At 66.8% G+C, this 16,133-nt stretch carries 26 protein-coding genes; 22 read left to right on the top strand and 4 right to left on the bottom strand.

The window, feature by feature from the left end; translation table 11 throughout:
• Positions 1-3 precede the first annotated feature (3 nt).
• From NGM07_RS07190 to secY, 22 genes are all read left to right on the top strand, one after another.
• A complete protein-coding gene (locus tag NGM07_RS07190; RefSeq protein WP_253518860.1) occupies positions 4-723 on the top strand; it encodes a 50S ribosomal protein L2 in 720 nt (239 codons plus the stop codon).
• A 2-nt stretch (positions 724-725) separates the two neighbouring features.
• Positions 726-1,151, top strand: coding sequence for a 30S ribosomal protein S19 (locus NGM07_RS07185; protein WP_253518858.1), 426 nt, complete (start codon positions 726-728; stop codon positions 1,149-1,151).
• A gap of 4 nt (positions 1,152-1,155) precedes the next feature.
• A complete protein-coding gene (locus NGM07_RS07180; RefSeq protein ID WP_253518856.1) occupies positions 1,156-1,617 on the top strand; it encodes a 50S ribosomal protein L22 in 462 nt (153 codons plus the stop codon).
• A complete protein-coding gene (locus NGM07_RS07175; RefSeq protein ID WP_253518855.1) occupies positions 1,617-2,570 on the top strand; it encodes a 30S ribosomal protein S3 in 954 nt (317 codons plus the stop codon). Before NGM07_RS07180 ends, NGM07_RS07175 begins: the two co-directional genes overlap by 1 nt.
• Positions 2,570-2,791 (top strand): 50S ribosomal protein L29, encoded by a 222-nt coding sequence (gene rpmC, locus NGM07_RS07170; RefSeq protein ID WP_253518853.1) that lies wholly within the window; start codon positions 2,570-2,572, stop codon positions 2,789-2,791. Before NGM07_RS07175 ends, rpmC begins: the two co-directional genes overlap by 1 nt.
• 2 nt (positions 2,792-2,793) lie before the next feature.
• The gene (locus NGM07_RS07165; protein ID WP_253518851.1) at positions 2,794-3,177 is read left to right on the top strand and encodes a ribonuclease P protein component 1; all 384 of its coding nucleotides are present in this window, start codon (positions 2,794-2,796) and stop codon (positions 3,175-3,177) included.
• On the top strand, positions 3,168-3,572 hold the full coding sequence (locus NGM07_RS07160) for a 30S ribosomal protein S17 (RefSeq protein WP_253518848.1): 405 nt from the start codon (positions 3,168-3,170) through the stop codon (positions 3,570-3,572). Before NGM07_RS07165 ends, NGM07_RS07160 begins: the two co-directional genes overlap by 10 nt.
• On the top strand, positions 3,572-3,970 hold the full coding sequence (locus NGM07_RS07155; protein ID WP_253518846.1) for a 50S ribosomal protein L14: 399 nt from the start codon (positions 3,572-3,574) through the stop codon (positions 3,968-3,970). Before NGM07_RS07160 ends, NGM07_RS07155 begins: the two co-directional genes overlap by 1 nt.
• Entirely contained in the window at positions 3,967-4,323 is a 357-nt protein-coding gene (rplX, locus tag NGM07_RS07150) for a 50S ribosomal protein L24 (protein ID WP_253518844.1), read from the top strand. The genes NGM07_RS07155 and rplX overlap by 4 nt, the downstream gene beginning before the upstream one ends.
• A complete protein-coding gene (locus NGM07_RS07145; protein ID WP_253518842.1) occupies positions 4,320-5,024 on the top strand; it encodes a 30S ribosomal protein S4e in 705 nt (234 codons plus the stop codon). Before rplX ends, NGM07_RS07145 begins: the two co-directional genes overlap by 4 nt.
• A complete protein-coding gene (locus NGM07_RS07140) occupies positions 5,021-5,545 on the top strand; it encodes a 50S ribosomal protein L5 (RefSeq protein ID WP_253518841.1) in 525 nt (174 codons plus the stop codon). The genes NGM07_RS07145 and NGM07_RS07140 overlap by 4 nt, the downstream gene beginning before the upstream one ends.
• Positions 5,542-5,724, top strand: coding sequence for a 30S ribosomal protein S14 (locus NGM07_RS07135; protein WP_253518839.1), 183 nt, complete (start codon positions 5,542-5,544; stop codon positions 5,722-5,724). Before NGM07_RS07140 ends, NGM07_RS07135 begins: the two co-directional genes overlap by 4 nt.
• A gap of 2 nt (positions 5,725-5,726) precedes the next feature.
• Positions 5,727-6,119 carry a 30S ribosomal protein S8 gene (locus NGM07_RS07130; RefSeq protein ID WP_253518838.1) on the top strand — a complete coding sequence of 131 codons (393 nt, stop codon included), beginning with the start codon at positions 5,727-5,729 and terminating at the stop codon, positions 6,117-6,119.
• A 4-nt stretch (positions 6,120-6,123) separates the two neighbouring features.
• Positions 6,124-6,660, top strand: coding sequence for a 50S ribosomal protein L6 (locus NGM07_RS07125; protein WP_253518836.1), 537 nt, complete (start codon positions 6,124-6,126; stop codon positions 6,658-6,660).
• Positions 6,661-6,663: 3 nt separating this feature from the next.
• Entirely contained in the window at positions 6,664-7,371 is a 708-nt protein-coding gene (locus NGM07_RS07120) for a 50S ribosomal protein L32e (RefSeq protein WP_253518835.1), read from the top strand.
• Positions 7,368-7,808: a 50S ribosomal protein L19e gene (locus NGM07_RS07115; RefSeq protein ID WP_253518833.1), complete on the top strand. Its 441-nt coding sequence runs from the start codon at positions 7,368-7,370 to the stop codon at positions 7,806-7,808. Before NGM07_RS07120 ends, NGM07_RS07115 begins: the two co-directional genes overlap by 4 nt.
• A gap of 2 nt (positions 7,809-7,810) precedes the next feature.
• Entirely contained in the window at positions 7,811-8,362 is a 552-nt protein-coding gene (locus tag NGM07_RS07110; protein ID WP_253518830.1) for a 50S ribosomal protein L18, read from the top strand.
• Positions 8,363-8,365: 3 nt separating this feature from the next.
• On the top strand, positions 8,366-9,010 hold the full coding sequence (locus NGM07_RS07105) for a 30S ribosomal protein S5 (RefSeq protein ID WP_253518828.1): 645 nt from the start codon (positions 8,366-8,368) through the stop codon (positions 9,008-9,010).
• Complete coding sequence (rpmD, locus tag NGM07_RS07100; protein WP_253518826.1) at positions 9,010-9,474, top strand: 50S ribosomal protein L30; 465 nt, start codon at positions 9,010-9,012, stop codon at positions 9,472-9,474. Before NGM07_RS07105 ends, rpmD begins: the two co-directional genes overlap by 1 nt.
• A 2-nt stretch (positions 9,475-9,476) precedes the next feature.
• Entirely contained in the window at positions 9,477-9,974 is a 498-nt protein-coding gene (locus tag NGM07_RS07095; protein ID WP_253518824.1) for an uL15m family ribosomal protein, read from the top strand.
• Positions 9,975-10,175: 201 nt separating this feature from the next.
• Positions 10,176-11,573: an MEDS domain-containing protein gene (locus tag NGM07_RS07090; RefSeq protein WP_253518822.1), complete on the top strand. Its 1,398-nt coding sequence runs from the start codon at positions 10,176-10,178 to the stop codon at positions 11,571-11,573.
• Between the two features lie 144 nt (positions 11,574-11,717).
• A complete protein-coding gene (gene secY / locus NGM07_RS07085; protein WP_253518820.1) occupies positions 11,718-13,187 on the top strand; it encodes a preprotein translocase subunit SecY in 1,470 nt (489 codons plus the stop codon).
• A gap of 129 nt (positions 13,188-13,316) precedes the next feature.
• Here secY and NGM07_RS07080 read toward each other — a convergent pair whose 3' ends face one another.
• The 4 genes from NGM07_RS07080 to NGM07_RS07065 form a co-directional block, all read right to left on the bottom strand.
• Positions 13,317-13,466 carry a hypothetical protein gene (locus NGM07_RS07080; protein WP_253518819.1) on the bottom strand — a complete coding sequence of 50 codons (150 nt, stop codon included), beginning with the start codon at positions 13,464-13,466 and terminating at the stop codon, positions 13,317-13,319.
• Positions 13,463-13,675, bottom strand: a complete 213-nt coding sequence (locus tag NGM07_RS07075; RefSeq protein ID WP_253518817.1) for a DUF7576 family protein — start codon at positions 13,673-13,675, stop codon at positions 13,463-13,465. Before NGM07_RS07075 ends, NGM07_RS07080 begins: the two co-directional genes overlap by 4 nt.
• A gap of 2 nt (positions 13,676-13,677) precedes the next feature.
• Positions 13,678-13,956: a HalOD1 output domain-containing protein gene (locus NGM07_RS07070; RefSeq protein WP_253518815.1), complete on the bottom strand. Its 279-nt coding sequence runs from the start codon at positions 13,954-13,956 to the stop codon at positions 13,678-13,680.
• 140 nt (positions 13,957-14,096) lie between these two features.
• The gene (locus NGM07_RS07065) at positions 14,097-16,121 is read right to left on the bottom strand and encodes a bacterio-opsin activator domain-containing protein (RefSeq protein ID WP_253518812.1); all 2,025 of its coding nucleotides are present in this window, start codon (positions 16,119-16,121) and stop codon (positions 14,097-14,099) included.
• Positions 16,122-16,133 lie beyond the last annotated feature (12 nt).

The raw sequence follows: 16,133 nt of genomic DNA, 5'->3' as shown, positions 1-16,133 counted from the left end.
CACATGGGACGACGAATCCAAGGACAGCGACGAGGTCGCGGCGCACCGACGTTCCGCGCCCCGTCGCACCGGTACAAGGCCGACCTCACGCACAAGAAGCCCGAAGACGTCGACACCGTCTCCGGCACCATCGTGGACATCGAGCACGACCCGGCCCGCTCGGCCCCCGTCGCGGCGGTCGAGTTCGAGGACGGCGACCAGCGCATGATCCTGGTGCCCGAGGGCGTCGGCGTCGGCGAGGAGATCCAGATCGGCATCTCCGCCGAGATCAAGGAGGGCAACACGCTCCCGCTGGCCGAGATTCCGGAAGGGGTCCCGGTCTGTAACGTCGAGCGCCAGCCCGGCGACGGCGGGAAGTTCGCCCGCTCCTCCGGCGTGAGCGCGAACCTGATCACCCACGACCGCAACGCCGCGGTCGTCGAGTTGCCCAGCGGCGAGGTCAAGCGACTCTCGCCCGACTGCCGAGCGACCATCGGCGTCGTGGCCGGCGGCGGCCGCACGGAGAAGCCGATGGTGAAGGCGGGCAACAAGTACCACAAGATGAAAGCGCGCGGGACCAAGTGGCCCAACGTCCGCGGCGTGGCGATGAACGCCGTCGACCACCCGTTCGGTGGCGGTGGCCGCCAGCACCCCGGACGTCCGAAGTCCGTCTCCCGCGACGCGCCGCCGGGCCGCAAGGTCGGCGACATCTCGTCCCGGCGCACGGGACGAGGAGGTAACTGAACATGAGCGGAAACGAATACCGAACCGGCCGAGAAGGTGAGTTCACCTTCCGCGGTCACACGCTCGACGAGTTGCAGGACATGAGCGTCGAAGAAGTCGCGGAACTGCTCCCCGCCCGCCAGCGGCGAACCATCGAGCGCGGTCTGTCGGCCCAGCAGGAGAAACTGCTGGAGGAGGCCCGCGAGGCCACCGAGGAAGGGTCGGCCAACGACCCCATCCGGACGCACCTGCGCGACATGCCGGTGCTGCCGGAGTTCGTCGACAAGACCTTCGCGGTGTACACCGGCCAGAGCTTCGAGCGCGTGCGAGTCGAGCCCGAGATGCTCGGTCACTACCTCGGCGAGTTCCAGCTGACCCGGACGTCGGTCGAGCACGGACAGGCCGGTATCGGCGCGACCCGCTCCTCGAAGTTCGTGCCACTCAAGTGATACCATGGGAATCAGTTACAGCGTCGAGGCCGACCCGGACACCACCGCCAAGGGGATGCTCCGGGAGCGGCACATGAGCCACAAGCACAGCAAAGCCATCGCCCGCGAGATCAAGGGAATGACCGCCGGAGACGCCCAGGCGTACCTCCAGCAGGTCATCGACGGCGAACGGTCGGTCCCGTTCAAGTCCCACAACAGCGGCGTGGGCCACCGTAGCGACATCGACGGCTGGGACGCCGGTCGCTACCCCGAGAAGGCCAGCGAGGCGTTCCTCGACCTCATCGAGAACGTCGTCAACAACGCCGACGAGCAGGGATTCGACGGCGAGGAGATGGAGATCATGCACGTCGCCGCCCACAAGGTCGGCGAGGTCCAGGGTCGCAAGCCCCGCGCGATGGGTCGCGCGACCGCCTGGAACACGATGGAAGTCGACGTCGAACTCATCCTCGAGGAGGTCGAAGAATAATGGCAGACGAACACCAGTTCATCGAAGACGGCATGCAGCGGTCCCAGATCGACGAGTTCTTCGCCGACGAACTCGGCCGCGCCGGCTACGGCGGCATGGAGGTCGCCAAGACGCCGATGGGGACCCAGATCATCCTGCGCGCCGAGAAGCCCGGCATGGTCATCGGTAAGGGCGGGAAGAACATCCGGAAGATCACCTCCCAGCTCGAACAGCAGTTCGAACTGGACGACCCGCAGATCGACGTCCAGGAGGTCGACGAACCGGACCTGAACGCCCGCATCGTCGCCGACCGCCTGGCGAACGCGCTCGAACGCGGCTGGTACTTCCGGAAGGCCGGCCACACGACCATCGACCGCATCATGGACGCCGGCGCCCTCGGCGCCGAAATCGTCCTCAGCGGCAAGGTCACCGGCGCGCGCTCGCGCGTCGAGAAGTTCAACCGCGGCTACATCAAGCACAACGGCGAACCCGCCGAGGACATCGTCGACCACGGCCAAGGCGTCGCGGTGATGAAGCTCGGCACCATCGGCGTGGACGTCAAGATCATCCCGCCGGGAGCCAACCTGCCCGACGACTTCGAGGTGTCGGAAGGCGCCGACGTCGAGGAGCTCACGCCCGAGGCCGTCGAGGCCAACGAGCAGGGCGTCGAGGAACTCCTCGAAGAGCCCACCGACGAGGAACTCGAAGAGCTCCGCGCCGAGGAGTCGGCCGACGCCGACGAGGAGCCCGCCGAACCCGGCGAAGAGGAACTCGACGAGGAAGTCGTCGAGGAGGTCATCGAAGACGAAACCGAATCCGAGGAGTCGGCGGAAGCCGAGTCCGAAGAGGACGTCGAGGAGGAACTCGACGAACTCGAGGAGGAGGTCGAACAGGAAGCCGAGGAACTGATGGACGAGATGGACGAGGCGGAAGCCGACTCCGAGGAGTCCGGCGACGAGGAGGGTGACGAATAATGGCCATCCTGCACGTCGAGGAGATCCGCGACATGACGCCGGCCGAGCGCGAGTCCGAACTCGACGAACTCGAGACCGAACTCCTCAACGCGAAGGCCGTGAAGGCCGCGGGCGGCGCGCCCGAGGACCCCGGCCGGTTCCAGGAACTCCGCCGGACCATCGCGCGCATCAAGACGGTGCAGCGCGAGGAAGGCGACCTCGAAGACGAAACCGAAGCGTAACCATGCCACTGACACCCGAGAACCTGACTCGACACGAGCTCATCGGCCTCCCCGTCCGCGTCGTCGACGCGGCCAACCCGTCCCTCGTGGGAATCGAGGGTCGGGTGGTCGCCGAGACGCAGGGGACCCTGAGCGTCGAGTCCGGCTCTCGGGTGCGGCAGGTGCAAAAGCAGGGCTCGACGTTCGAGTTCGCGATCACAGATGAACCCGCCGACCGGGGTAACCGGTCGGGGACCGCGTCCGAACTTGGGTCGGAAACTGCCGGCGTCCGCGCCGGTCAGTCTGGCTCTTGCGAGGGCGCGGCCTACGTTACGGTGGATGGATCGCGGCTGCTCTCACGACCCGCACTGCGCACCGAGAAGTCAGGTGAATCACAATGGCGATAGGACTGAACGTAGACGAACCGGAGGAGACCTGCTCCGACGAGAACTGTCCGTTCCACGGAACGCTCTCCGTGCGAGGACAGACGCTCGAAGGCGAGGTCGCCTCCACAGATATGGACAAGACCGTGATCGTCGAACGCGAGTACGACGTTCCGGTGCCGAAGTACGACCGATACATGAAACGTCGGTCCCGCGTTCCGGCGCACGCGCCGGAATGCCTCGGCCTGGAAGTCGGCGACACGGTTCGTATAGCAGAGACCCGACCGCTCTCGAAGACCAAGAGCCACGTCGTCGTCGAGACGCTCGACACGACGGAGGACTTCGGGGCGGGCGGCACCAGACACTCCGAATCCGCCGAGGAGGAGACGACCGGCGACACCGACGGAGGTGACGACTGATGGAAGCGCTGAAGGCTGACGTGACTCAGGGCCTCGAGAAGGGCTCGCTCCTCAACTGCGCCGACAACACGGGCGCACGCGAGATCAAGGTCATCAGCGTCTCCGGCTACTCGGGCACCAAGAGCCGACACCCCAAAGCGGGTATCGGCGACAAGGTGACCATCTCGGTCACCAAGGGTACCCCCGAGATGCGCCGGCAGGTGCTGGAGGCCGTCATCGTCCGCCAGCGCAAGCCCATCCGGCGTCCCGACGGGACCCGGGTGAAGTTCGAGGACAACGCCGCCGTCATCATCGACGACGTCGAGGAACCTCGCGGGACCGAGATCAAGGGTCCCATCGCGCGAGAAGTCGCCGAGCGGTTCGGAAGCATTGCGAGCACGGCTACGATGATAGTATGACCAAACAACCACGCAAACAGCGAAACAAGACCCAGAACGCTTCGCTGCACGAGCGTCACAAGCAGGTCAAGGCGACGCTGTCCGACGACCTCCGCGAGGAGTACGGCACCCGGAGCGTCCGCGTCAACGCGGGCGACACCGTTGAGGTGCTCCGCGGCGACTTCGCCGGCGAAGAGGGCGAAGTGACGGACGTCGACCTGCGCGACGCCGCCATCGAAGTCGAGGGCGTGACCGTCGAGAAGGCCGACGGCGAGGAAGTCCAGCGGTCGCTCGACGCGAGCAACCTCCGCGTGACGGACCTCGACCTCGAAGACGACCGACGCGAAGCGCGTCTGCGAGGTGACGAAGAATGAGCAACCACCAGAAACGACTCTCCGTTCCGAAGTCCTGGCCGGTCGAGCGAAAGACCGAAACCTTCACCGTGAAGGCCGACGCCGGCCCGCACGGCGAAGAGGGCGTCCCGCTGCTCATCGTGCTGCGGGACGTGCTCGGCTACGTCGCGTCGCGCAAGGAAGCGCGCTACGCCCTCGAACAGGGCAACGTCCTGGTCAACGGCGACGAGAACGCCGCCGAGGACCGACCCATCGGGATGTTCGACATCCTGGCGTTCGTCGAGCGCGACGAGTACTACCGCGTCTTCCCCGACGAGGGCGGTCGGCTCGCGCTGACGCCCATCGACGCCGACGCCGCCGACAGCAAGTTGGCGAAGATCGAGAACAAGACGCAGGTCGCGGGCGGCCAGACGCAACTCAACCTCCACGACGGGCAGAACCTGCTCGTCGAGGACGCGAACGAGTACGCCGCGGGCGACTCCATCGTCGTCGACAACGACGACAGCGAAGTCGTCGCCCACTTCCCCTACGAAGAGGGGAGCCTCGTGACCGCGGTTCGCGGCCAGCACGCCGGCGAAGTCGGCGAGCTCGCCGAGATCCAGGTGACGCCCGGCAGCGGTTCGAACAGCGTCGTCGTCGAAACCGACGACGGCACCTTCGAGACGGTCGAGGAGTACGTCGTCGTCATCGACGAGAACTTCACCGGAGGTGACGACGAATGAGCGAAGCCGAGGCAGACTTCCACGAGATGCGCGAACCGTCCATCGAGAAGGTCGTCGTCCACATGGGCGTCGGCGAGGGCGGCCGCGAACTCGCGAACGCCGAGGAGATCCTCGAGGACGTCACCGGCCAGCAGAGCGTTCGGACGCTGGCGAAGTCCACCAAGCCCGAGTTCGGCATCCGGCAGGGCGACCCCATCGGCGCGAAGGTTACCCTCCGCGACGAGGAGGCAGAGGAGTTCCTCCGGACGGCCCTGCCGCTCGCGAACATCCGCAAGCGGCAGTTCGACGACACGGGCAACTTCAGCTTCGGGGTCGCGGAACACACCGAGTTCCCGAGCCAGGAGTACGACCCGAACGTCGGCATCTACGGCCTGGACGTGACGGTCAACCTCGTCCGTCCCGGCTACCGAATCGCGAAGCGCGACAAGGTGTCGCGCTCGATTCCCTCGAGCCACCAGCTGACCGTCGAGGACGCGGTCGCGTTCCTCGAAGCCAACTTCGACGTGGAGGTCGATCAATGAGCGAGAGCGAAAACGAAACCGAGGCGACCGGCGAGCACGCAGAGAAGCGCACCGGCCAGTACGTCGAGTGCCAGCGCTGCGGCCGCAAGCAGGGTCTCGTCGGCAAGTACGACATCAATCTGTGTCGCCAGTGCTTCCGGGAGATAGCCCGGAGCATGGGATTCAAGAAGTACCGATAACAATGGCAGGAAACGATCCGCTGTCCAACGCGCTTTCGGGCATCGACAACGCCGAGAGCGTCGGACACCTGGACCACACCGTACAACCCGCCTCGAACGAGATCGGCAGCGTACTCGAGGTCTTCTACGACCGCGGGTACATCGACGGCTTCGAGTTCGTCGACGACGGCAAGGCCGGAGAGTTCGAGGTCGAACTGAAAGGCGCGATCAACGAATGCGGCGCGGTCAAGCCCCGCTACTCGGCGGGCGCAGACGAGTTCGAGAAGTGGGAGAAGCGGTTCCTCCCCGCCCGCGACTACGGGGCGCTCGTCGTCACGACCAGCCGCGGCGTCATGAGCCACTACGAGGCCCGCGAACAGGGCGTCGGTGGCCAGGTCATCGCGTACGTCTACTAGAACCATGGCACGAACAGAACTAGAAATTCCGGACGACGTGACCGCCGAAACGGACCACCTCGACCTCACCGTCGATGGCCCCAACGGGAGCGTCACGCGACGCCTCTGGTACCCGGACGTGTCCGTATCGGTGGAGGACGACACCGTGGCCATCGAGAGCGACGCCGAGGACGCCAAGACGACGGCGACCATCGGCACCTTCGAGAGCCACGTGCGAAACATGATCCACGGCGTGACCGAGGGCTGGGAGTACACCATGGAGGTGTTCTACTCCCACTTCCCGATGCAGGTCCGCTCGGAAGGCGACGAGGTCGTCATCGAGAACTTCCTCGGTGAACGGGCCGCGCGCCGCGCCACCATCCACGGCGACACGACGGTCGAAGTGAACGACGAGACGCTCACGCTCAGCGGGCCCAACATCGAAGACGTCGGCCAGACGGCCGCCGACATCGAGCAGTTGACCCGCGTGCAGGGCAAGGACACTCGCGTCTTCCAGGACGGAGTGTACATCACCGAGAAACCCTCGACGGGAGGTGCCTAACGCATGGCAGACGACGAACTCCAGAATCTCGAAGACATCAGCGGCGTCGGCTCCTCGAAGGCCGAGGCGCTCCGAGAGGCGGGCTTCGAGTCCGTCGAGGACGTCAAGGCCGCCGAACAGAGCGATCTCGCGGAGGTCGAGGGCATCGGGAACGCGCTCGCGGCCCGCATCAAGGCCGACGTGGGCGGTCTCGAAGTCGAAGAGGAGACCGAAGCCGAGATCGAAGAGGAAGAGACCGAAGCCGAGGAGGAACCGGCCGAGGAGGTCGAGACCGAACTCCAGCCCCGCGGGCTGGTTTCCAAGACCCCCGACCTCAGCGAGCGCGAGCAGGAACTGCTCGCCCAGCGCAAGCGGGTCGGTAAGCCGCAGTTCAACCGGCAGGACTACCACAAGAAGAAGCGGACGCCGACTTCGTGGCGGCGCCCCCGCGGCAAACTCAGCAAGCAGCGCCGCGGCATCAAGGGCAAGGGCCCGAAGGTCGAGGCGGGCTTCCGCTCGCCGACCGCGGTGCGCGGCAAGCACCCCAGCGGCTTCGACGAGGTTCGCGTCCACAACGTCGACGACCTAGAGGGCGTCGACGGCGACGTGGAAGCGGTCCGAATCGGCTCGAAGGTCGGCGCTCGCAAGCGCGAGCGCATCGAAGAACAGGCCGAAGAGCAGGGCATCCGCGTCCTGAACCCGACCTACGTCGAAGTGGAGGTCGAAGAATGACTGACCTGAGTGCACAGAAGCGACTCGCATCCGACGTGCTGGACGTCGGCGAGAGCCGCGTCTGGTTCGACCCCGACGCACAGGGTGCCATCGCGGAGGCGATCACCCGCGAGGACATCCGCGAACTGGTCGACGACGGCTCCATCGCCGCGAAAGAGAAGAAAGGCAACTCCCGCGGCCGTGCGCGCGAGCGCAAGGCCAAGCGCGACTACGGCCACCGAACCGGCCCCGGCAAGCGCCGCGGCAAGGCCGGCGGCCGCCAGCAGCGCAAGGAACAGTGGGAGCAGAACATCCGAGCACAGCGACGGAAGCTCAAGGAGCTTCGCGCCGAGGGCGAGGTCACGCAGTCGCAGTACCGCGACCTATACGACAAGTCCAAGGGCGGGGAGTTCGAGAGCGTCCAGTACCTGCTCAACTACATCGAGAACAACTACTAACCATGGCAACAGGACCACGATACACGGTGCCGATGCGCCGTCGCCGCGAGGTCCGGACCGACTACCATCAGAGGTTGCGCCTGCTGAAATCGGGCAAGCCCCGGCTGGTCGCTCGCAAGAGCAACCAGCACGTCAGGGCGCAGCTGGTCACGATGGGCCCGGACGGCGACGAGACGAAGGTCAGTGCGTACTCCGGCGACCTCGAAGAGTACGGTTGGGAAGCCCCGACCGGTAACATTCCGAGCGCGTACCTTACGGGCTACCTGCTCGGCAAGCGCGCGGTCGAAGCCGGCCTCGACGAGGCGGTGCTCGACATCGGCCTCAACACGGCGACCCCCGGCAGCAAAGTCTTCGCGGTGCAGGAAGGCGCCATCGACGCCGGCCTCGACGTGCCGCACAACGAGTCGGTGCTGGCCGACTGGTCGCGCAACCGCGGCGAGGACATCGCCGAGTACGCAGAACAGCTCGACGAGCCGCTCTACAGCGGCGACTTCGACGCGACCGAACTGCCCGAGCACTTCGATGACGTGCTCGAAACGCTTCAGGAGGAATAACGTATGTGTGCTAACCACAACGGCTGGGAACCCCAGACCCGTCTCGGCCGCAAAGTCGTCGAGGGCGAAATCGACACGATGGAGGATGCCCTCAACTCCGGGCTCCCGCTGAAGGAGCCGGAACTCGTCGACCAGCTCCTGCCGGGGCTGGAGGACGAGGTGCTGGACATCAACATGGTCCAGCGGATGACCGACTCCGGCCGCCGCGTGAAGTTCCGCTGTGTCGTCGCCATCGGTAACCGCGACGGCTACGTCGGCTACGCGGAGGGCCGCGACGACCAGGTCGGCGGCGCGATCCAGAAGGCGATCGAGATCGCGAAGCTGAACATGATCCAGGTCAACCGCGGCGCGGGCTCCTGGGAAGACCGAAGCGAACGACCTCACTCGCTGGCTCGCCGGACGACCGGCAAGGCCGGCAGCGTCGAGGTCGAACTGATTCCCGCCCCGACCGGGCTGGGACTCGCCGCCACCGACACCGTCCGGAAGATCCTGGCGCTCGGCGGCGTCGAGAACGCCTGGACGAAGAGCCACGGCAACACCCGGACGACGCTCAACCTCGCGAAGGCGACCTACAACGCGCTGGAGAACGCCGCGGAGTCCCGCGGCCCGCGAGGCCGGACCGCCGACTTCGAGGAGGTGGCCGAGTGATGAAGGCCGTCGTCCAACTCCGCGGTGAGGTCGACATGTCCCAGAAGACCAAGGATACCTTGGAGATGCTCAACATCCACAAGGTGAACCACTGCGCGCTGGTGCCCGACACGGACACCTACCGCGGGATGATCACCAAGGTCAACGACTACACCGCGTACGGCGAGCCGAGCCAGGACGTCCTGGAGACGGTGCTCCGCAAGCGCGCCGAACCCATCGAGGGTTCGGAGGCGGTTGACGACGAGTGGGTCGGCGACAACACCGACTACGACGACGTCGCCGACCTCGCGTCGGCGCTCTTAGACGAGGAGACGACCCTGCGCGAGCAGGGGCTCACCCCCGTCCTCCGACTCCACCCGCCCCGCGGCGGCCACGACGGACTCAAGCATCCCGTCCCGGAGGGCGGCGAACTCGGCAAGCACGACACCGAGCAGATAGACTCGCTGCTCAAGGCGATGCGATAACCATGACCGACAAGAAACGACGACAGCGCGGGTCCCGAACCCACGGCGGCGGCAGCCACAAGAACCGGCGCGGCGCCGGTCACCGCGGCGGCCGCGGTCGCGCGGGACGCGCCAAACACGAGTTCCACAACTACGAACCGCTCGGCAAGCACGGGTTCACCCGGCCCGAGAAGGTCCAGGACACCGTCCTCGAAGTGGACGTGCAGAAACTCGACGAAGACGCCGCCTTGCTGGCGGCCGACGGCGTCGCGGAGGAGATCGACGGCGGCTACGCCGTCGACGCCCGCGACGTGGTCGAGGACGGCTGGGACGCCGACGCCGTGAAGGTGCTCGGCAACGGCCAGGTCCGCAACCACCTCGAGATCACCGCCGACGCCTTCTCGGCGTCCGCGGTCGAGCTCATCGAGGAGGCGGGCGGCGACGCCGTCCTCAGCGACCGCGCCGAGGAAGCCGAGGAAGACGAAGCCGACGCAGACGAAGAAGCCGCCGAAGCCGAGTAACTCGGCCGACGACTCCGTTTTTAATCCCGGCTTGCTCCCGAGCTCTTAAGGACTTCGGCTACTTAGTGGGATTCCAGTTCGGGAAATCAGCCGTTACGCGCGACGATGAGTGGTAGGTGGAAAGTTCGGTCCGTCGGCCCGAGCGGGCCGAGCGCTGGACTACGTCCCTCGCGTCGATACTCTCGAACCACCGGGGAGACAATGAGTCAGGATACATCATCGACGCCGGACCCGCGACCGACGCTCGGATTGGAGAGCGGCCTGGAAGCGCTGCGCGAGAGTTCCGAGTTCCGCGGGCCGGTCGAACCGCTCGACCACCAGTGCAACGACCACCTCGCGCTCATCTACGAGGACCGAGACCAGCAACTCGCGACCGCCGTGCCGTTCGTCGAACAGGGCCTCGAACGCGGCGAGCGTTGCATGTACGTCACCGGCGACAACACGAAGGCCGAGGTGCTCGCGGCGATGCGCGAGGCCGGGGTGGACGTCGACGGCGCGATGGCGTCGGGCGCGCTCACCTTCCACACCCAGTACGACACCTACCTGAAGGACGAGACGTTCGACCCCGGCGCGATGATCGACCTCTACGCCGACGCCATCGAGGAGGCCAAGGCCGAGGACTACACCGCCCTCCGCATCGCGGCCGAAACCGCGTGGCTGATGCCCGACGGCGTGTCGCTCGAGGACTTCATGGCGTACGAGTCGCGGGTGAACGCGCTGTTCGACGACGAGGACTGCATCGCGCTCTGCCAGTACAACCGCAACCAGTTGCCGGAGGAGACCATCCGCGACATCGTCCGGACCCACCCGCACCTGGTGTACGACAGCACGGTGTGTCACAACTACTACTACACGCCGCCCGAGGAGTACTTCGGCCCGGACCGCCCGGCCTACGAGGTCGACCGGATGCTCCGAACGCTCCACGACCGGACCCGGGCCACCATCGACCTCCGACGGAACGAACGACAGCTCCAGCGCCAGAACAACCGCCTCGAATCGTTCGCGAGCATGCTCGCCCACGAACTCCGCAACCCGCTCCAGATCGCCCAGATCTACCTCCGGCGAGCGGCCGAGGGCGACTCGGCGGCGGTCGCCGAGGTCGAGACCGCGCTCTCGCGCATCGAGGAGATGATCGACGTCCTGCTCATCACGACGCGAACGACCGACGCGCCGCTCGCCCAGGAGGAGGTGTCGCTGGCGGACGCGGCCACCGACGTCTGGGACGACATGGGCGTCGCTTCGGCGGAGCTGATAGTCGACACCGACTGCACGGTTTCGGCCGACGCGATTCACCTCTGGCACCTGCTGGAGAACCTCTTTTCGAACTCGGTCGAACACGCCGGACCGGACGTGACCGTCCGTATCGGCGACCTCCCGGACGGAGACGGGTTCTTCGTGGCCGACGACGGTCCCGGCATCCCGGACGCCGACCGCGAGGCCGTCTTCGAGGCGGGCCACACCACGTGCGCGGACGGTATCGGTCTCGGCCTCACCTTCGTCGGTCAGCTGGCGGCGGCCTACGCGTGGACGTGTGCGGTGTCCGAGAGCGAGATGGGCGGCGCGCGCTTCGAGTTTCGGGTCGACGAGTCCACGTCGTGACCGGCCGGCTGAGCGCCGGAGTAGGGTGCCGTCGCGCAACGAGCAATACCGCCGTATAGGCCGTTCCTATCGCCGTACGGTCGGACTCGCAATCGGGGCACAAAGCGAAGCACATACAAGCCCCCGTCCGATGTATTGCGATATATGGGTTGGAAAGAAGCGGCGGAACCAGTACTCACGCGGATGCCCTCCGTGCGAAGACCGGAGGGCCACGTGCCCTTCAAGCGAAAGCTGGGGTGGACCGCTGGAGTGCTCGTTCTGTATTTCTTCCTGACGAACGTCTACCTGTACGGTGCCAACACCGGCGCCGACCTGTTCGGGCAGTTCCGCTCGATACTCGCAGGCGGGCAGGGTACAGTCCTCCAACTGGGCATCGGTCCGATCGTCACCGCGTCTATCGTCTTGCAACTGCTCGGCGGTGCCGACCTCCTCGGACTCGACACCAACGACCCGCGCGACCAGATCCTCTACCAGGGCCTCCAGAAGGTGCTGGTGCTGGTGATGATCTGCCTGACCGGCCTGCCGATGGTGTTCGCCGGAGACTTCCTGCCCGCAGACCCGCAGGTCGCCCAGAGTCTGGGCATCGGCACGATGGGCGTCAAGTGGCTCATCTTCGCCCAGATCGCGGTGGGCGGCATCCTCGTCCTGTTCATGGACGAGATCGTCAGCAAGTGGGGCGTCGGCTCCGGTATCGGGCTGTTCATCATCGCGGGCGTGAGCCAGCGGCTCATCGGCGGCATGTTCGCGTGGCCGAGCCTCCAGGGGCCGACCGGTATCATCCCCTCGTGGGTAGCCATCGTCACCGGGAGCGCCCAGAACATGCCCCCGCTGCTGGGCGGCGGCGGCATCCAGTACCTGCTGACCGGGCCGGGTGGCCTCATCGCCATCGTCACGACGCTGCTCATCTTCGGCATCGTCGTCTACGCGGAGAGCGTCCGGGTCGAGATTCCGCTCAGCCACTCGCGGGTGAAGGGAGCACGCGGTCGCTTCCCCGTGAAGCTCATCTACGCGAGCGTCCTGCCGATGATTCTCGTCCGGGCGCTCCAGGCGAACCTCCAGTTCCTCGGGCGCATCCTCTACAGCCAGCTTCAGGCCAGTGGGATGCCCGACTGGCTGGGGACGTACTCGCAGGGCCAGCCCACCGGCGGGCTGTTCTACTACCTCGCGCCCATCCAGTCGCCCCAGCAGTGGATGTGGTGGGCCGGGACGACCGGTAACGAGCCCTGGCAGATCATCATCCGCATCCTCATCGACCTCGGGTTCATGGTCGTCGGCGGCGCCATCTTCGCGGTCTTCTGGGTCGAGACGACCGACATGGGGCCGGAGGCGACGGCCGAACAGATTCAGAACTCCGGGATGCAGATTCCGGGCTTCCGCCAGAACACCGGCGTCATCGAGAAGGTGATGGAGCGGTACATCCCGCAGGTCACCGTCATCGGCGGCGCGCTGGTGGGCCTGCTCGCGGTGATGGCCAACATGCTCGGCACCATCGGTGGCGTCTCCGGGACCGGCCTGCTGCTGACGGTTTCCATCACGTACAAACTGTACGAGGAGATCGCCGAGGAGCAGTTGATGGAGATGCACCCGATGATGCGCGAGATGTTTGGCGGATAGTCCGGCGACGCCTCGCTCGACGATTACTCGGTTTTCGCGTTCGGATTCGGAACTCGATTCTCGCGCGTCGAATCGGTTAGAGAACGGGCAGTCGTTCGCCTCGCGGTGCGGGTGTCGCTCGAATACGGACTACGATTCGACGGTCACGGTGCAGTCGGATTCGATCCAGGCGGCGTCGTTGTCGGGGTCGAACAGCAGTCCTATCGTGGCGGTCTGGTGGGCGTACTCGGTGTAGAGGACAACCGGGTCGGCTTGGTGTCTGGTTCGTTTCTGTGTCATGGTGCGTCGTGAGGTTCGACCGCTCGTTCCCAGGCGTCGCGGCAGTGCTCGTCGCAGAACGAGTGCAGTCGCACTTCGTCGTCGACGATTCTGGTGACGATGGGGTACCAGCGGCTGGTGTCGATGCGGGCGTCGCACTCGGCGCATCGGGCGTCGTGGCGGCGGGTGGCGGCGCCGCCGTGTTTCGCGTCGGTCTCGTCGTCGGCCATCGTCAGGCGAGGGGTTCGGGGGTGGCGCTCACCGTCTCTTCGGTGACCTCGACCCGACACTCGCCGATTCGGAAGACGACTCGGCCGCCCGTTCGGGGCGTCCCGTCGGCCTTCGCACAGAATATCTTGTCGAGTGCGTCGGGGTCGACGGTGTCGTAGAGGGTCACGCCGAGTTCCGTCGGGTCCGTGTCCGCACACGCCGCGAGGGCCTCGACGACGAGCGCGCTCACCGACGAGTCGCGGCGCGGCAGGCAGACGGTGTCAGTAGGTCGTGCGGTCATCGTTCACACTCTCTGCAAAGGACCCCCGAGGGATAGCCCTTCTATCGTGCTATCTAGCCGTCGCGGCGACCCGCACCTAGATAGATAGCCCCCGCCCGCGGCGGGCGTCCTATGTCTGGGGCAGGGGTTCGAACACCGTTCTACGATTCGTAGAGGAGTTCGAACAGTTTCCGCTCGGCCGCCCGGAGGTGGTTGGCGAAGGTGGGCTGGGTGATGTCGAGCGATTCGGCGACCTCTTCGCCGGTGGACTCGCGGGGCGTGGCGAAGTAGCCGCTGAAGTAGGCGGTCCGGAGCACCTCGCGCTGGCGGTCGGTGAGTTGGGCTCGCAGGCTGTCGGCGAACGTCTCGCGGGTCCGGACGGGCCGGTCGTGGTCGCGACGCGCCGCGAGTTCGGTGCCGGGGTAGACGGTCCGGAGCATCTCGACGAACGAGCGCACGTCGTCGGTCCGGGGGAGTTCGACGACCAGGCGGGTCCGGCCGTTTTCGGTTTCGATCTCGCGGGGGAGCGCACCGTGGTCGCTCAGCGTGGTCGCGAGGAGTTCGCCGTCGGCCGTGAGTTCGAAGAGGCCGCCGTCGTCGCGGTCCGAGACGACCCGAATCGACCGGACCGCGACCGACTCCTCGGCGGCGTCGACGATCTCCGCCGCCGACGTTCCGGTCGCCGAGAAGAAGACGCGCGTTCCGTCCGGGTGAGGTGCGACGCCCTCGAAGGTGGTTCGTCCGCCGGTTTCGCGCGCGACGTGGGCGAGCGGGTCGGCCGCCTCGGGCACCCGGAGGTCGAGTTCGACCACGCCGTCGGTCAGCAGGCCGTGTTTGGTTTCGGCGGAGTCGACGGCGTGGGCGATGGTGTCGCCGAGTTCGGCGAAGACGGTCCGGAACATCGCGTCGAAGGCGTCGGCCCTGGTCGCGTAGACGGTGAGCACCCCGTAGTCGAGGTCGTCGTAGACCAGCGGGACCGCGACGACCGACTGGTAGCCCCGCGAGAGCGCCTCGCTCCGCCACGGTTCGCGCCTGAGTCCGTCGGCGACGTTCTCGACCGCGGTGACGTCGCCGGTCCGGGCGGTACGAGCGGCCGGTTCGTCGGGGTCGGAGACGGCGTCGAAGTAGCCCCGCTCGGTGCCGGCCCAGGCCCGCGGCGACAGGTCGCCGTCCTCGACCTCGCCGTCTTCGACTTCGCCGATCCAGGCGAACGCGAAGCGGTCGCTCGCCGTCAACTGCTCGCAGACCGCGCGCTCGATGTCGTCCCGGGTGGTTTCGAACACCAGCACGCGCTCGACCCGCCGGAGCTGTTCGTTTATCTCGTTCAACTGTTCGAGCCGGGCCGCCTGCTCCCGGAGTTCCCACCGGTGATTTCGGACCGCGCGCTCCCGGGCGACGCGGTCGAGGGCGGTTTCGGCGGTGGCGGCGAACAGGTCGATGAGTTCGACCGTCTCGTCGGTGAGCACGTCGTGTTCGGGCGAGATGACCGCCAGCACGCCGTGGTCGCCCAGCGGGATGTAGAGTCCGCTCCGAACCGCCGTGTCGGGGTTCGCGACGTGTTCGGACTCGCGGACATCGTCGAACGAGGCGGTTTCGCCCGTGACGAACGCGTTCCACGTGATGCTGGACGCCGGGCCGTACGTCGGCGGTTCGCCGACCGTGGCGGGCACGTCGGGCGAGTACGCCGCCGGCCGGAGGACGTTCTCGTCCTCGTCGAACAGGTAGACCACGACGCCCGTCAGATCGAGCACCTCGGTGCTGGCCTCGACCACCTTGCTCGCGATGTCGTTCCCGGTTTTGGCGTCCAGGAGGTCGCGGCTCGACCGGTGGAGGGCGGCGAGCGCGCCCTCGTACTGGGCGCGCTCGGTGACGTCGAGGGCGACGCCGATGACGCGGGCCACCTCGCCGTCGTCGTCGAAGATGGGCCTGGTCCAGTTCTCGAACGCGACGCCGTCGCGTTCGACCACCGCGTGGGCCGGTTCGCCGTCGTAGGCGCGGTCGTAGAGCGCGCTGAGTCGCGGATCGTCGCCGAACAGGTCGTCGACGGACTCGCCGACGAGTTCGCCGGGGTCGATGCCGGGGCGTCGAGGCCCGCGCCCTCCGAGAGGGTGAACCGGCCCTCGGCGTCGAGGGTGTGGACCGCGAGCGGCGCGTTCTCGACGACCGATTCGAGGCGCTCGCCCCACTCGGTGACCTCG

The organism is Halorussus vallis (genome assembly GCF_024138165.1).
Lineage (GTDB): Archaea > Halobacteriota > Halobacteria > Halobacteriales > Haladaptataceae > Halorussus > Halorussus vallis.
This window is presented reverse-complemented; position numbering and strand designations above follow the sequence as displayed.